This is a genomic window from Rhizobium sp. 01L410 (assembly GCF_056400165.1).
In genome coordinates, this window is sequence record NZ_JBFTST010000001.1 from 64,900 (window position 1) to 78,910 (window position 14,011).

13 protein-coding genes are annotated in these 14,011 nt (G+C 61.4%); 9 read left to right on the plus strand and 4 right to left on the minus strand.

Annotated elements, in window-relative coordinates; all coding sequences use genetic code 11:
* Nucleotides 1–298 precede the first annotated feature (298 nt).
* From AC1DV9_RS00285 to AC1DV9_RS00295, 3 genes are read right to left on the minus strand one after another with little or no spacing between them, the layout of a single operon-like run.
* A complete protein-coding gene (locus AC1DV9_RS00285; protein ID WP_477945474.1) occupies nt 299–445 on the minus strand; it encodes a hypothetical protein in 147 nt (48 codons plus the stop codon).
* A gap of 6 nt (nt 446–451) precedes the next feature.
* Nucleotides 452–2,503, minus strand: coding sequence for an FAD-binding oxidoreductase (locus tag AC1DV9_RS00290; protein ID WP_477945475.1), 2,052 nt, complete (start codon nt 2,501–2,503; stop codon nt 452–454).
* Nucleotides 2,504–2,553: 50 nt separating this feature from the next.
* Nucleotides 2,554–3,165 (minus strand): glutathione S-transferase family protein, encoded by a 612-nt coding sequence (locus AC1DV9_RS00295; RefSeq protein WP_477945476.1) that lies wholly within the window; start codon nt 3,163–3,165, stop codon nt 2,554–2,556.
* 126 nt (nt 3,166–3,291) lie between these two features.
* Here AC1DV9_RS00295 and AC1DV9_RS00300 point away from each other — a divergent pair, with 126 nt between their 5' ends.
* From AC1DV9_RS00300 to AC1DV9_RS00340, 9 genes are all read left to right on the plus strand, one after another.
* On the plus strand, nt 3,292–4,185 hold the full coding sequence (locus tag AC1DV9_RS00300) for a LysR family transcriptional regulator (RefSeq protein WP_477945477.1): 894 nt from the start codon (nt 3,292–3,294) through the stop codon (nt 4,183–4,185).
* Between the two features lie 74 nt (nt 4,186–4,259).
* Nucleotides 4,260–5,492, plus strand: coding sequence for a peptidase T (gene pepT / locus AC1DV9_RS00305; RefSeq protein WP_477945479.1), 1,233 nt, complete (start codon nt 4,260–4,262; stop codon nt 5,490–5,492).
* A gap of 193 nt (nt 5,493–5,685) precedes the next feature.
* Entirely contained in the window at nt 5,686–7,215 is a 1,530-nt protein-coding gene (glpD, locus tag AC1DV9_RS00310) for a glycerol-3-phosphate dehydrogenase (protein ID WP_477945480.1), read from the plus strand.
* Between the two features lie 42 nt (nt 7,216–7,257).
* The gene (locus AC1DV9_RS00315; RefSeq protein WP_477945482.1) at nt 7,258–8,337 is read left to right on the plus strand and encodes an ABC transporter ATP-binding protein; all 1,080 of its coding nucleotides are present in this window, start codon (nt 7,258–7,260) and stop codon (nt 8,335–8,337) included.
* Between the two features lie 9 nt (nt 8,338–8,346).
* Nucleotides 8,347–9,417, plus strand: coding sequence for an ABC transporter ATP-binding protein (locus AC1DV9_RS00320; RefSeq protein ID WP_477945484.1), 1,071 nt, complete (start codon nt 8,347–8,349; stop codon nt 9,415–9,417).
* A gap of 3 nt (nt 9,418–9,420) precedes the next feature.
* Nucleotides 9,421–10,287: a carbohydrate ABC transporter permease gene (locus AC1DV9_RS00325; protein ID WP_112514888.1), complete on the plus strand. Its 867-nt coding sequence runs from the start codon at nt 9,421–9,423 to the stop codon at nt 10,285–10,287.
* 14 nt (nt 10,288–10,301) lie between these two features.
* On the plus strand, nt 10,302–11,129 hold the full coding sequence (locus AC1DV9_RS00330; RefSeq protein ID WP_477945486.1) for a carbohydrate ABC transporter permease: 828 nt from the start codon (nt 10,302–10,304) through the stop codon (nt 11,127–11,129).
* A 13-nt stretch (nt 11,130–11,142) separates the two neighbouring features.
* Complete coding sequence (locus AC1DV9_RS00335; protein ID WP_112388236.1) at nt 11,143–11,424, plus strand: DUF2160 domain-containing protein; 282 nt, start codon at nt 11,143–11,145, stop codon at nt 11,422–11,424.
* A gap of 79 nt (nt 11,425–11,503) precedes the next feature.
* Entirely contained in the window at nt 11,504–13,228 is a 1,725-nt protein-coding gene (locus AC1DV9_RS00340) for an ABC transporter substrate-binding protein (protein WP_112388237.1), read from the plus strand.
* A 49-nt stretch (nt 13,229–13,277) separates the two neighbouring features.
* On the opposite strand, the gene AC1DV9_RS00345 is transcribed toward AC1DV9_RS00340, so the two are convergent.
* Nucleotides 13,278–13,913 (minus strand): GntR family transcriptional regulator, encoded by a 636-nt coding sequence (locus tag AC1DV9_RS00345; protein ID WP_477945488.1) that lies wholly within the window; start codon nt 13,911–13,913, stop codon nt 13,278–13,280.
* Between the last annotated feature and the right edge of the window lie 98 nt (nt 13,914–14,011).

Consider the following 14,011-nt stretch of genomic DNA (forward strand, 5'->3'; position numbering starts at 1 on the left):
CCTCCCATCAGGGCTGGGAGGCGGGCGTACTAGAAAGCCGGTACGCAATACTTGAACCGGCTCGTGTGGCCACAGCCGGAGAATGCCCTGAAACGGGGCGTATTCAAGCGAATGCTGATGTGGTGGTTACGGGGTAAGCTTAACGAGGCCCGGGAGAAGCCTTCGCCAAGCGCCTTATGAGATTTGGCGCGATACGACATGGTCTGCTTGACTCACGCGGCGTAAGTCAAAACGGCGGCAGCTATAACGATCATTGTTACGCTGACCAGACCTATCAGACCGTAATTTGGTGCAGCGTTCATGCTGTCCCTCCTGTTTGATAGTGGGACAGATTTTCCTGTAAGGTGTGCCACTTGGTAAAGAACGCAAAACGAGCATCATATTTCATGGTATAGGCGCCGTTAACGGCCGTATTCAGCCAGTTTTCAACCTGTTCGATGCCCATTTTGCATCAGATGTCGAGCAGCAGATCGCCACCTTCTGCAGGCACCGAACAGCAGATCAACGCCTCGCCACCTTCGACTGGATAGCTGGGCTCCGAGACGTAGCTGACAGCGCCCTTGACGATGCGCGTTCTGCAGTCGCCGCAGTTCCCGGCACGGCAGCCATATGCCGGGGAAAGCCCGCGTGCTTCGGCAAATTCAAGCAGTGAACCGTCACCCGGCTTCCATCGCGCTTCCTTGGCAGACTGCGTGAAGATTACCTTCGCAGGCGTTGTCGCAGCAGGAACCGACGGCGGTGCGGTGGGTTGTCCTGCCGAGGTATCGCGCTTCAGCGCCGAGGGACCGAATGCTTCGGCATGGATGCGCTCTTCCGCGATGTTCAATCCACGCAATCCATCATGAATCGATTGCATGAAGGCGCCGGGGCCGCAGAGATAGAAGTCATAGTCGCCGAATGGCAGATGCGCCTTCAGGAGATCCATGTCGATGCGGCCCGCCACATCGTAATTTCCCGCATCTTCGGCAGCCGGGGAACTCAGCACCCGGATATCGTGGACCGAGCCATTTGCGCGCTCGACCAGCCCGGCAATTTCCTGATCGAAGGCGCGCTCACCGTATGCGCGCGACGACCGGAACAGCCAGATCGGCCGGCGGTGACGTGTGCGGTCGCCTTCATGAACCACATGGCGTAGCATCGATAGCATGGGCGTGATGCCGATACCGGCGGCCAGCAGAACCGCGGGCCGCTTGCGCTCCATCGCCTCGATGGTAAAGGCACCGCCAGGCGCCCGTGCCTCGATCTCGTCGCCAGGCTGCATCCGGTGCAGCAGGTTCGATGCCTTGCCCTCCCGCTTGACGCTCAGCCGGTAATGGCCGTCCGATGGTGCGCTCGATATCGTATAGCTCCGGCGGATCTGCTGATCGCCGTCTGCGATGCGGATCGGCAGGTGCTGACCCGCAAGATGAGGGATGAGCGCCTCGCCATCGACGGGCGCCAGTGTCAGCGAACGGATCGTCTCGCTCTCATCCACGGCCTTCTCGATGCGGAAACGCCGCCAGTTGTTGGCCCTTTCGGCGGCCTGCAGGCGGCGTTCCGCCTGCGCCCAGCTGCCGGTCATCAGGCTGCTCGGAGAGAAGCCGTTTTCGGCAAAGGTCCAGCGCAGCGGCAAGGCTTCCGGCCGCAGCACGATCTTCTCCGGTGTGAAGCGCCAGAGGCGCTCGGCACCATCGAACGCTGCGATCTCCGGCGAATCCAGGATGACCTCGACCGCTCCCGTCAACTGCAGCATGCCGCCGCTTTCGTGATCGACGAACACCAGCCCTGCCCGCGGGTTGATCATGAAATTGCCGAGCGTGCTGAAGAACAGGTTCCCGTTGAAATCCGGCACGGTCAGGCTGCCATCGGCATTGATGCGAACGAAGCCCGGCTTGCCGCCGCGGTGGGAAACGTCCACTTCCCGGCCCTCGCCGCGATCGGCATAGGACGCGACGAAGAACGTATCGGCTTCCTCGATGATCTTCCGTGCCTCGCCTTCCAGCTGGTCCGAGACGATTGCCGCGGGAGTGGAGCTTGCGGCCGGATCACGGATGAACGCAAATTGGCGGTTCTGGATATAGCGCGGGCAGTTGCCGAAGCTCTGGCCAACGGTGACGGAAAAGCGGTCATCGACGCTGCGGCTGACCGTACCGTTCAGCCGGTTTCTGCGGCGGGTAATCAGATCGACACCAACCATGCCGATCGGATCGCCGTCCTCCATGCCGCGCTCGGCCGGATCATTCCAGTCACGCGCCGCCTCGACATCGAGCGTCAGCGGGTCCTGAGAATGCAGGAAACCGGGCTGCCCGGCGCGGATCGTCGCCCAAGGGGCGCCATCCGGATCGACCGCGCCGATAACGATGAACGGCAGCAGCGGGTAGAACTCGCGGTGCTGGTCCAGCAGATAGGTGCGCAGCACCTTGCGGCCGACGGGATCCATCTGCTCGGCCATCCCGACGCTGCGCTGCAATTCGAGTTCGCCTTCATGCCAGGGCGAAGCTGGTGTTTCGGCACTATCAAGCATGGGAGCCTCCAATGGAGAAGCGGCCGGATGTCTCCGGCCGCGGTTTGCCGCTAGGCGGCAAGGCCAGCTGCTGTCTTCTGGAACGGTACGAAGCCCGGGAGAGCCTCGATCCGGGCCAGCCAGTGGCGAACCTCGGGATAGGCCGCGAGATCGACGTTTCCTTCAGGTGCGTTGACGATGTAGCTGTAGAGCGAGACGTCGGCGATCGTCGGCCGGTCGCCGATGATGAAACGATGCGTCTCAAGCTCGGCATTGATCAGCGTCAGAATGCGGTGGGCGCGGGCAATCACTTCCTCGGTGCGGAAATTGGCGCCGAAAACGGTGATCAAACGTGCCGCTGCTGGGCCGTAGGCGATTTCGCCTGCAGCCACCGACAACCACTTCTGCACCTTCGCCGCCGTTGCAGCATCATCCGGCAGCCAATCCTTGCGGCCGAGTTTCGTGGCGACATAAACGAGGATCGCGTTGGAATCGCTGACCGCCACGTCGCCATCTTCCAGAACCGGCACCTGGCCGAACGGATTGAGCTTGAGGTAATCCGGCGACTTATGCGCGCCGCCGGGGATATCGACTTCGACAAGCTCGGCCTTGACGCCGAGGAGCGAGAGAAACAGCACGGCGCGGTGGGCGTGGCCGGAGAGCGGAAAATGGTGGAGTTTCATGGGGGTACCTTTCGCAGCGGGTTGAAATCCGTTGGTCCGAAGACCTGCGAAGAAACCTAGTGATTTCCGCTTTTCTGTAGTAGATAGCGATCTTGATAGTTATCCTCTCGTTTTTCGGAAGGTCAGATGGATCGTCTTGATGCGATGAGCGTGCTTTTGGCGGTGGTCGAGAACGGCAGCCTGTCGGCGGCCTCGCGCGCCCTGCACTCGCCTCTACCGACTGTCAGCCGCAAGATATCGGAGCTGGAGGCCCATCTCGGCATCCGGCTGATCAAGCGCACCAACCGCCGCATTTCGCTGACCGAAGCAGGCGAAGGCTATGTCAGTGCCGCGCGCGAAATCCTCGGACGCGTCGAGGAGGCGGAACGGCGGGCCACCGGCGAATATCTGGCGCCCAAGGGCGACCTAACGATGACAGCGCCGATCGTCTTCGGACGGCTGCACGTCCTTCCTGTCATCACCGATTTCCTGAAAGCCTTCCCTGACATCAACATGCGGCTGGTGATGAGCGACCGGCCGGTCAGCCTGGCCGACGAGCACATCGACGTGGCGCTGCGCATCCGCCATCTCTCGGAGAACAACCTGATTGCGACCCGGCTCGGCACCGTCAGGCGAACGGCCTATGCCAGCCCGGATTATCTGCGGCGGCGCGGCACGCCCCTTGATCCGCAGCAGCTTGCCGATCACGCCTGCATTTCCTTCGAAGGGGTCACACCGGCGCAGTTCTGGGTCTTTCGTCAGGATGGTCAGGATGTGTCCACGCCGATCCATCCCCGGCTTTCCGTCAACACCGCCGAAGCGGCGGTCGATGCGGCGGTCTCCGGACTCGGCATCACCCGGACGCTCTCCTACCAGGCAAAACGCGCCGTCGAGGACGGGGTGCTGGTGCCGCTACTGGAAGAATTCGAACAGCCACCCTCCCCCGTCAGTCTCGTGCATCTGTCACAGGGCGTCCTGCCGCTGAAGCTCCGGGCCTTTCTCGACTTTGCCGCGCCGCGGCTTCGCGCTGTGTTGCGATAGGCGGCGAAACGCCGTTCACCTTGGCGGCGTCAGCGGCTATACCGGTCTTCCCATCACGCATTTCGGATGATCCCATGACCAGCACCGTTCTCGACCGCTTCCTGCGCTACGCCGTCATCGATACCCAGTCGGACCCGGCATCGAAGAGCCAGCCCTCGACCGAGAAGCAGAAGAATCTCGGCCGGGTGCTCGTCGAGGAGCTGCTGGAAATCGGCCTTGCCGACGCGCATCTTGACGAGCACGGCTATGTCTACGCGACGATTCCCGCAAACACTGCCAAGGCCGTTCCGGTGATCTGCTTTTGCTCGCATATGGACACGGCGCCCGATTTTACCGGCACCAACGTTAAGCCGCAGATCGTCAAAAACTATCAGGGCGGCGATATCAGGCTGACGGGCGATCCGCAGCAGGTGATCCGTGTTGCCGACCATCCCGAACTGAAGAACCAGATCGGAAACGACATCATCACCACCGACGGAACGACGCTGCTGGGGGCCGACGACAAGGCAGGGCTCGCCGAAATCATGACGGCGGCGAAATTCCTGATCGATAATCCCGATATCAAGCACGGGACGATCAAACTGCTGCTTACACCAGACGAGGAAATCGGCCGCGGCGTCGACAAGGCGGATCTCAAGAAGCTTGGCGCCGAGTTCGCCTACACGGTCGACGGCTCGACGGCCGGCGAAATCGAGGACGAGACCTTTTCCGCCGACGGCGTCGAGATCGTCATCCAGGGCGTCGCCATGCATCCGGGCTTTGCCAAGGGCAAGATGGAGAACGCCATCAAGATCGCCGGCGCTATCATCGCCCGGCTGCCGAAGGAGATCGCACCGGAAACGACCTCAGGGCGCGACGGCTTCATTCACCCGACCGGCGTCAGCGGCTCGATGGAGAAGGCCGAGCTCGGCTTCATCATCCGCGACTTCGTCGACGACGGCCTTGCCGCCAAGGAAGCCCTGCTTGAGGACATCGTCAAGGATGTCATGCAGGCCTATCCCGGCTCCTCCTACACCTTCACCGTCAAGCACCAGTACCGCAACATGAAGGCCGTGCTCGACCGCAATCCGGAGATCGTCGAACACGCGATCGAGGCGATCAGGCGTGCAGGCATGACCCCGGTCCGCGGCAGCATCCGCGGCGGGACGGATGGCTCGCGGCTCTCCTTCATGGGCCTTCCGACCGCCAATATCTTCGACGGCGGACACGCATTCCACTCGCCGCTGGAGTGGGTCAGCCTGCAGGATATGGAAAAAGCCGTGGCAACGATCGTCGAAATCGCCAGGATCTGGGAAGAGCGCGCTTGAGCCATTGCATTCGCCAGCAAAGCGAAAGTGCGGTTTTCAGCCATTGCACAGCTGAGCAATGATTTGCGCCTGATCTTCCGTTTTTGGATGCCTGAAACATTCGTTTGACATTCGCTTCGTCTTCACTTCTAGTCTGCGTAGTTTCGGTTTGCCGGGGAGGGTAACCGAGACAAAAGGCACACGGGAGGGGAATGTGGGCCAGGCACTTCACGACCTATTCGTGATCGGCGGCGGGATCAACGGCTGCGGGATCGCCCGGGATGCGGCTGGACGCGGCTATTCGGTGGCGCTGGCCGAGATGAACGACTTCGCCTCCGGCACGTCGTCGGGTGCCACCAAGCTCATCCATGGCGGTCTGCGCTATCTCGAGCATTACGAATTCCGGCTGGTGCGTGAATCGCTGATGGAGCGCGAAGTGCTCTGGGCGATGGCGCCGCACATCATCTGGCCGATGCGCTTCGTGCTGCCCTATCACAAGGGCGGCATCCGCCCGGCCTGGCTGATCCGTCTGGGGCTGTTTCTCTATGATCATCTCGGTGGCCGCAAGCTTCTGCCGCCGACGGCAACGCTCGACATGCGGACCGATCCGGCCGGCAAGCCGCTGAAGGCGCTGTTTGCCAAAGCCTTCGAATATTCCGACGGCTGGGTCGACGATGCCCGCATGGTGGTGCTGAATGCCCGGGATGCCAGCGATCGCGGCGCGCTGATCATGCCGCGCACCAAGGTCGTCTCCGCACGGCGCGAGAATGGCCTCTGGGCCATCGAAACGGTCGATACGCTGTCGGGACGCAGTTCGACGCATCAGGCCCGCATGCTGGTCAATGCCGCCGGTCCCTGGGTCGACCATGTGATACGAGCCGCCTTCGGCGAGAACGAGGCACGGCATGTCCGCCTCGTCCAGGGCAGCCACATCATCGTCCGGAAGAAGTTCGAGGGTCAGAAGGCCTATTTCTTCCAGAACCCCGACAACCGCATCATCTTCGCCATTCCCTATGAGAGCGACTTCACGCTGATCGGCACCACCGACCGCGATTACACCGGCGACCCCAAGGATGTCAGGATATCGGAAGAAGAGACCAGCTATCTCTGCAACGCGGCCTCCGAGTATTTCAAGGAGCCGGTGAAGCCCGAGGATATCGTCTGGACCTATTCGGCCGTCCGTCCGCTGTTCGACGACGGTGCGTCGAAGGCGCAGGAGGCGACCCGCGATTATGTGCTGAAGCTCGAGGGGAAAGACGGGACCGAGGCGAATGCCGCACCGCTGCTCAACGTCTTCGGCGGCAAGCTGACGACCTACCGGCGTCTGTCGGAACATGCGCTGGAAAAGATCGGCGAGGCGATCGGTATCAAGGGTAGCCCGTGGACGGCGAAGAGCCATCTTCCCGGCGGGGACTTTCCGGTACAGGGCTATGAGGCCGAGGTTGGCAAGCTGAAGGCTGCCTATCCGTTCCTCGCCGACAGCCATGCCCGCCGGCTGACGCGCCGCTATGGCACCAAAGCCAATGTGCTGCTTGGCAAGGCCGCGTCCACGGCTGATCTCGGCAGGCATTTCGGATCGGATCTCTATGAGGCCGAGGTGCGCTATCTCATGCAGAACGAATGGGCCTTCACCGCCGAGGATGTCCTCTGGCGGAGAACGAAGGCCGGATTGCACATGACGACGGAACAGATGCAGACACTGGAGGAGTACATCGCCGCCCTGCCCGCGCAAATGGCCGGATAGAGCGGCATGTGGTCCCCGTCTTGAGGAGGCACGGGAGCCGGAATGCTGGAACTGCGCAAAGCCGCAAAGATGGTCGGCGGTGAGTATCACATTCACCCGACCAACCTGACTTTCGAACGGGGAACGCTGAACGTCCTGCTGGGACCGACGCTGTCAGGCAAGACGTCGCTGATGCGCCTGATGGCGGGCCTCGACAAGCCGACCAGCGGTTCCGTCTATTTCGACGGCGCCGACGTCACCGGCATGCCGGTGCAGAAGCGCCAGGTGGCGATGGTCTACCAGCAGTTCATCAATTACCCGGCGCTCTCGGTCTATGAGAACATCGCCTCGCCGATGCGCATTGCCGGTCACGACGCAAAGACCATCGACGCCGAGGTGCGCAAGGCGGCCGAGTTGATGAAGCTGACGCCCTATCTCGATCGCACGCCGCTCAATCTCTCCGGTGGTCAGCAACAGCGCACGGCTCTGGCCCGCGCCCTCGTCAAAAATGCCAGCCTGGTGCTGCTCGACGAGCCGCTCGCCAACCTGGACTACAAGCTGCGCGAGGAATTGCGCGAGGAACTGCCGCGCATCTTCGCCGCCTCGGGCGCGATCTTCGTCTATGCTACGACGGAGCCCTCGGAAGCGCTGCTTCTCGGCGGCAACACGGTTACCCTCAGCGAAGGCCGCGTCACCCAGTTCGGCAAGACGATCGACGTCTACCGCCGCCCGGCCGATCTGATCACTGCCAAGACTTTCGCCGACCCGCCGCTGAACTTCATCGAGGTGACCAAGCACGCAGCAAGCTTCCAGCACGCAAGCGGTGCGGAGATACCCGTGCCGCAGCATCTCGCCGGCATGGCGGATGGCGTCGTGACTATCGCCTTCCACCCGCATCATCTGGCGCTCTCTCAGCAGACCGGCGCCTCGCCGAAGCTTTCGGCACGCACGCTGATATCGGAGATCACCGGGTCGGAAAGCTTCGTCCATCTGGACTTCAACGGAGTGCGCTGGGTGATGCTGGCGCATGGCATTCACGACATCGACCCGGACACGGAGGTCTCCGTCTTTCTCGACACCCGCCATCTCATGGCCTTCGGGCCGGATGGCCGGGCGATCGCAACCGGCAACCAGGCGGCTTAGGAGGCTCACATGGCACGCATCACGCTCGACCATATCCGCCACGCCTACGGGCCGGATCCGAAATCTGATAAGGATTACGCCCTGAAGGAAGTCGATCACGAATGGACCGATGGCGGCGCCTACGCGCTGCTCGGCCCTTCCGGCTGCGGAAAGACCACGCTTCTCAACATCATATCCGGGCTTCTTCAACCATCGCATGGACGCATCCTGTTCGATGGCAAGGATGTCACCAACCTGTCGACACAGGCGCGCAACATCGCCCAGGTCTTCCAGTTCCCCGTCATCTACGACACGATGACCGTCTACGACAATCTGGCCTTCCCGTTGCGCAATCGCGGCGTCGCCGAGCCCCAAGTCGACAGGCGCGTCCGGGAAATCCTTGAGATGATCGATCTCTCGGACTGGGCGAAGCGCAAGGCACAGCGCCTGACGGCCGACCAGAAGCAGAAGATTTCGCTCGGCCGCGGCCTCGTTCGCAACGACGTCAACGCCATCCTGTTCGATGAACCACTGACGGTCATCGATCCGCATATGAAATGGGTGCTGCGTTCGCAGCTGAAACGGCTGCACAAGCAGTTCGGCTTCACCATGGTCTATGTCACCCACGACCAGACCGAGGCGCTGACCTTCGCGGAAAAAGTCGTCGTCATGTATGAGGGCGAGATCGTCCAGATCGGCACGCCGGCCGAACTGTTCGAACGGCCGAGCCACACCTTCGTCGGCTATTTTATCGGCTCGCCGGGCATGAACGTCATGCCGGCCAAGGTTTCCGGAAACGCCGTCAGCGTCGGCGAACAGACCATCAATCTCGACTACGCGCCACGCACTGACGGGGCATCGAAGGTGGAGCTCGGCATCCGCCCCGAATTCGTCAGGCTCGGCCGCGAGGGCATGCCGGTCACGATCTCGAAGGTCGAGGATATCGGCCGTCAGAAGATCGTCCGCGCCCGCTTCGCCGGGCAACCGCTGGCGATCGTCGTGCCTGAGGATGGGGAGATCCCCGAAGACGCCAGGGTCAATTTCGATCCCGCAGCCATCAGCATCTACGCCAATTCCTGGCGCGTCGGCAGGGAGGCCTGATCCATGGAAAAGACCTGGAACAACAAAGCCTGGTTTCTCGTCCTGCCGGTGCTGGTGCTTGTCGCCTTCTCGGCCGTCATCCCGCTGATGACCGTGGTCAACTATTCGGTTCAGGACACGTTCGGCAACAACGAGTTCTTCTGGGCCGGAACCGACTGGTTCGTGCAGACGCTGGAATCGGATCGGTTTTGGGCGGCGCTGCAGCGCAACCTCGCCTTCTCGCTGATCATTCTGGCGATCGAAATCCCGCTCGGCATTTTCATCGCGCTGAACATGCCGAAGAAGGGGCTCGGCGTCCCGGTCTGCCTGGTGCTGATGTCGCTGCCGCTGCTCATTCCGTGGAACGTCGTCGGCACCATCTGGCAGGTCTTCGGCCGCGTCGATATCGGTCTGCTCGGCCATACGCTGGAGGCGATCGGGCTCGATTATAACTACGTCCGCGATCCCGCCGATGCCTGGATCACCGTCATCGTCATGGATGTCTGGCACTGGACGAGCCTCGTCGTGCTGCTCTGCTATGCCGGTCTCGTCTCGATCCCCGACGCCTATTATCAGGCGGCGAAGATCGACGGCGCCTCTCGCTGGTCCGTGTTCCGCTACATCCAGCTGCCGAAGATGAAGCGCGTGCTTCTGATCGCCGTACTGCTGCGCTTCATGGACAGCTTCATGATCTACACCGAACCCTTTGTCGTGACAGGCGGCGGGCCGGGCAATTCGACGACCTTCCTGTCGATCGACCTCGTGAAGACGGCGGTCGGCCAGTTCGACCTCGGCCCGGCCGCGGCCATGTCGATCATCTACTTCCTGATCATCCTGCTGCTGTCGTGGATCTTCTACACCGTGATGACCAGCAGCGACGAAAACGCCTGAGAAAGGAGACGACCATGGCTCAGACAATGAAATACAAGCCTGCCGGAAACTTCTCCTGGGTGGTTTCGACGCTCTATATCGTCTTCCTGCTCCTGCCGATCTACTGGCTCGTCAACATGAGCTTCAAGGAGAACTCGGAGATCACCGGGGCCTTCTCGCTCTGGCCGCAGAACCCGACACTCGCCAACTACACGGTGATCTTCACAGATCCGTCCTGGTATAACGGCTACATCAACTCGATCATCTATGTGGCCATGAACACGGTGATTTCGGTTCTGGCGGCACTGCCTGCGGCCTACGCCTTCTCGCGCTACCGGTTCCTCGGCGACAACCACCTGTTCTTCTGGCTGTTGACCAATCGCATGGCACCGCCTGCCGTTTTCGCCCTGCCCTTCTTCCAGCTCTATTCGGCCTTCGGGCTGATCGACACCCATATCGCCGTGGCGCTGGCGCATTGCCTGTTCAACGTGCCGCTGGCGGTTTGGATCCTCGAAGGCTTCATGTCCGGCGTGCCGAAGGAAATCGACGAGACGGCCTATATCGACGGCTATTCCTTCCCTCGCTTCTTCGTGAAGATCTTCATGCCGCTGATCGCCAGCGGCGTGGGCGTCGCGGCCTTCTTCTGCTTCATGTTCTCGTGGGTGGAGCTGTTGCTCGCCCGGACGCTGACGACGACGGCGGCAAAGCCGATATCGGCGATCATGACGCGAACGGTCTCGGCGGCCGGCATGGACTGGGGCGTGCTTGCGGCGGCAGGGGTGCTGACCATCGTGCCCGGCGCGCTCGTCATCTATTTCGTTCGAAACTACATCGCCAAGGGCTTTGCCCTGGGCCGCGTCTGAGGAGGAGACGGAAATGAGCTTTTCCTGGATGGCCTGGACACTGCCGACGGCGCTGTTCTTTCTCACGATCCTCGTGCTGCTCGCCGGCATGAGCGTCTGGGAATATTTCGTGCCGGGGGGCTCTCCGCGCACCGGCCTGCTGCGCTTCGAGACGACGCGCGGGGACCGTCTCTTTATTTCGCTGCTGGGGGCAGCGTTCATTCATCTCGCATGGCTGGGCCTTGTCGGACCCGGCCTGTGGTGGGCTCTTGGTATCTCCGTGATCTACGCCATCGGCGTGTTCCGTTACGTGTGATGCCAAGTTTAGACAGATGGCCGGGGGTACTGGCCGCCTGAAACGTGAAGACTGCAATCGCTAACCCTGGGAGGATATTATGCGACGGCATCTATTTGCGACGACAGCAGGCATTTTGCTGGCAATGACGGGCTCTGCCTATGCCGGCATGGACGAGGCGAAAGCCTTTCTCGACAAGGAAATCGGCGATCTCTCGTCGCTTCCGCGTGCGGACCAGGAAAAGGAAATGCAGTGGTTCATCGATGCGGGCAAGCCTTTTGCCGGCATGGATATCAAGGTCGTTTCCGAAACGCTGACGACCCACGAATATGAATCGAAGGTTCTGGCGCCCGCCTTCACGGCAATCACCGGCATCAAGATCACCCACGACCTGATCGGCGAAGGCGACGTCGTCGAAAAGCTGCAGACGCAGATGCAGTCGGGCGAGAACATCTACGACGCCTATGTCAACGACTCGGACCTGATCGGCACCCATTGGCGCTACCAGCAGGCCCGTTCGCTCACCGACTGGATGGCCAATGAAGGCAAGGACGTTACCAATCCCGGCCTCGATATCGACGACTTCATCGGCACCAAGTTCACGACCGCTCCGGACAAGAAGCTCTATCAGCTTCCCGATCAGCAGTTCGCGAACCTCTACTGGTTCCGGTACGACTGGTTCAACGACGAGAAGAACAAGGCCGACTTCAAGGCGAAATACGGCTACGATCTCGGCGTTCCGGTCAACTGGTCGGCCTATGAGGACATCGCCGAATTCTTCACCGGCCGCGATATCGGCGGCAAGAAGGTCTTCGGCCACATGGACTACGGCAAGAAGGACCCGTCGCTCGGATGGCGCTTCACCGATGCCTGGCTGTCGATGGCCGGCAATGGTGACAAGGGCCTGCCGAACGGTCTTCCTGTCGACGAATGGGGCATCAAGGTCGACGAGAATTCACGTCCTGTCGGTTCGTGCGTTGCCCGTGGCGGCGACACGAACGGCCCGGCCGCCGTCTATTCGATCCAGAAATATCTGGATTGGTTGAAGGCCTATGCACCGCCGGCAGCGCAGGGCATGAACTTCTCCGAATCCGGCCCCGTGCCGGCGCAGGGCGAAGTGGCTCAGCAGATCTTCTGGTACACGGCCTTTACGGCTGACGCCGTCAAGCCGGGTCTGCCCGTGGTCAACGAGGACGGCACGCCGAAATGGCGCATGGCGCCTAGCCCGCATGGCGTCTACTGGAAGGACGGCATGAAGCTCGGCTATCAGGACGTCGGTTCCTGGACGCTGATGAAATCGACCCCCGATGACCGCGCCAAGGCCGCATGGCTCTACGCGCAGTTCGTGACGTCGAAGACCGTGGACGTGAAGAAAAGCCATGTCGGCCTGACCTTCATCCGCGAGTCGACCATTCGCGACAAGAGCTTCACGGAGCGCGCTCCCAAGCTCGGCGGTCTGATCGAGTTCTACCGCTCGCCGGCCCGCGTTCAGTGGTCTCCGACCGGCACCAACGTTCCTGATTATCCGAAGCTGGCACAGCTCTGGTGGCAGGCCGTGGGTGATGCTTCTTCCGGTGCCAAGACCGCGCAGGAAGCCATGGACTCGCTTTGCTCCGAGCAAGAAAAGGTGCTCCAGCGCCTCGAACGCGCCAAGGTGCAGGGTGATATCGGCCCGAAGCTCGCCGAAGAGCACGATCTTGAATACTGGAACAAGGATGCCGTCGCCAAGGGCAACCTGGCTCCGCAGCTGAAGATCGAGAACGAGAAGGAAAAGCCGGTTACGGTCAATTACGACGAGCTCGTCAAGAGCTGGCAGTCTAACTGATCATGACTGCAGGCAGGCCGGAAGATACGAGGCTCCCGGCCTGTTTGATTCAGCGCTGCAGGATATGCTGGCGGACCAGCGTCTTCAGCCTTTCGACATCCCCGGCTGCGATCGCATCGATCATCTGATGGTGCTCGCGGCCGGATTGTTCGACCCGGGCGCGGGTGCGCCATTGCGAGACCGGCGCCGAGGAGGTCCTCTGCCGGATTTCGGTGATGAGGTCGACGAGTTCGATATTGCCGCCGAGCGTCAGCAGCTGGCGGTGAAAGGCCAGATTGGCCTCGTAGAGCTCCAGCATCGTTCCATTCAGCACCATCAGATCGAAATGATCGGCAAGCTTCCGAAGCTTGGCGATCTCGTCTGCAGCAGCATTTGAAACGATCGTCGCCGCGATCGCGGTTTCGAGAATAATGCGGATCTCGCTGACTTCCTGGGCGCGGCGGCCATCCGGCTCATAGACGTGGTAGCCGCGGTTCGGAACATGCTCAACAAGGCGCTTCTGTGCCAGGCGGTCAAGCGCGCGTCGCACTTCCGGACGGGTGCACTTGTAGCGGCGCTCGAGATCGATCTGCTTTAGCCATGTTCCGGGCAGCAGCACCCCGGCGAGAATGTCCTGCAGGATGAAGTCCGTTACGTCGCGTGCTTCTGCCGCTTCCGGCCCCTCTTCCATCACGACATCTGCCATTCGCAATCCCCTGTTTTGCATCATCGATAGCACGCCTGTTCCAAATTCTGTAGGCGTGGCAACCGCTTGAGTTTGTCCAAAATTTATTCATGCACATG

Bases quoted from the DNA above. Each gene is read 5' to 3' on its own strand.
- AC1DV9_RS00285 (WP_477945474.1), bottom strand. From the start codon at position 445: ATGGGCATCGAACAGGTTGAAAACTGGCTGAATACGGCCGTTAACGGC.
- AC1DV9_RS00290 (WP_477945475.1), bottom strand. From the start codon at position 2,503: ATGCTTGATAGTGCCGAAACACCAGCTTCGCCCTGGCATGAAGGCGAA.
- AC1DV9_RS00295 (WP_477945476.1), bottom strand. From the start codon at position 3,165: ATGAAACTCCACCATTTTCCGCTCTCCGGCCACGCCCACCGCGCCGTG.
- AC1DV9_RS00300 (WP_477945477.1), top strand. From the start codon at position 3,292: ATGGATCGTCTTGATGCGATGAGCGTGCTTTTGGCGGTGGTCGAGAAC.
- pepT (WP_477945479.1), top strand. From the start codon at position 4,260: ATGACCAGCACCGTTCTCGACCGCTTCCTGCGCTACGCCGTCATCGAT.
- AC1DV9_RS00315 (WP_477945482.1), top strand. From the start codon at position 7,258: ATGCTGGAACTGCGCAAAGCCGCAAAGATGGTCGGCGGTGAGTATCAC.
- AC1DV9_RS00320 (WP_477945484.1), top strand. From the start codon at position 8,347: ATGGCACGCATCACGCTCGACCATATCCGCCACGCCTACGGGCCGGAT.
- AC1DV9_RS00325 (WP_112514888.1), top strand. From the start codon at position 9,421: ATGGAAAAGACCTGGAACAACAAAGCCTGGTTTCTCGTCCTGCCGGTG.
- AC1DV9_RS00330 (WP_477945486.1), top strand. From the start codon at position 10,302: ATGGCTCAGACAATGAAATACAAGCCTGCCGGAAACTTCTCCTGGGTG.
- AC1DV9_RS00335 (WP_112388236.1), top strand. From the start codon at position 11,143: ATGAGCTTTTCCTGGATGGCCTGGACACTGCCGACGGCGCTGTTCTTT.
- AC1DV9_RS00340 (WP_112388237.1), top strand. From the start codon at position 11,504: ATGCGACGGCATCTATTTGCGACGACAGCAGGCATTTTGCTGGCAATG.
- AC1DV9_RS00345 (WP_477945488.1), bottom strand. From the start codon at position 13,913: ATGGCAGATGTCGTGATGGAAGAGGGGCCGGAAGCGGCAGAAGCACGC.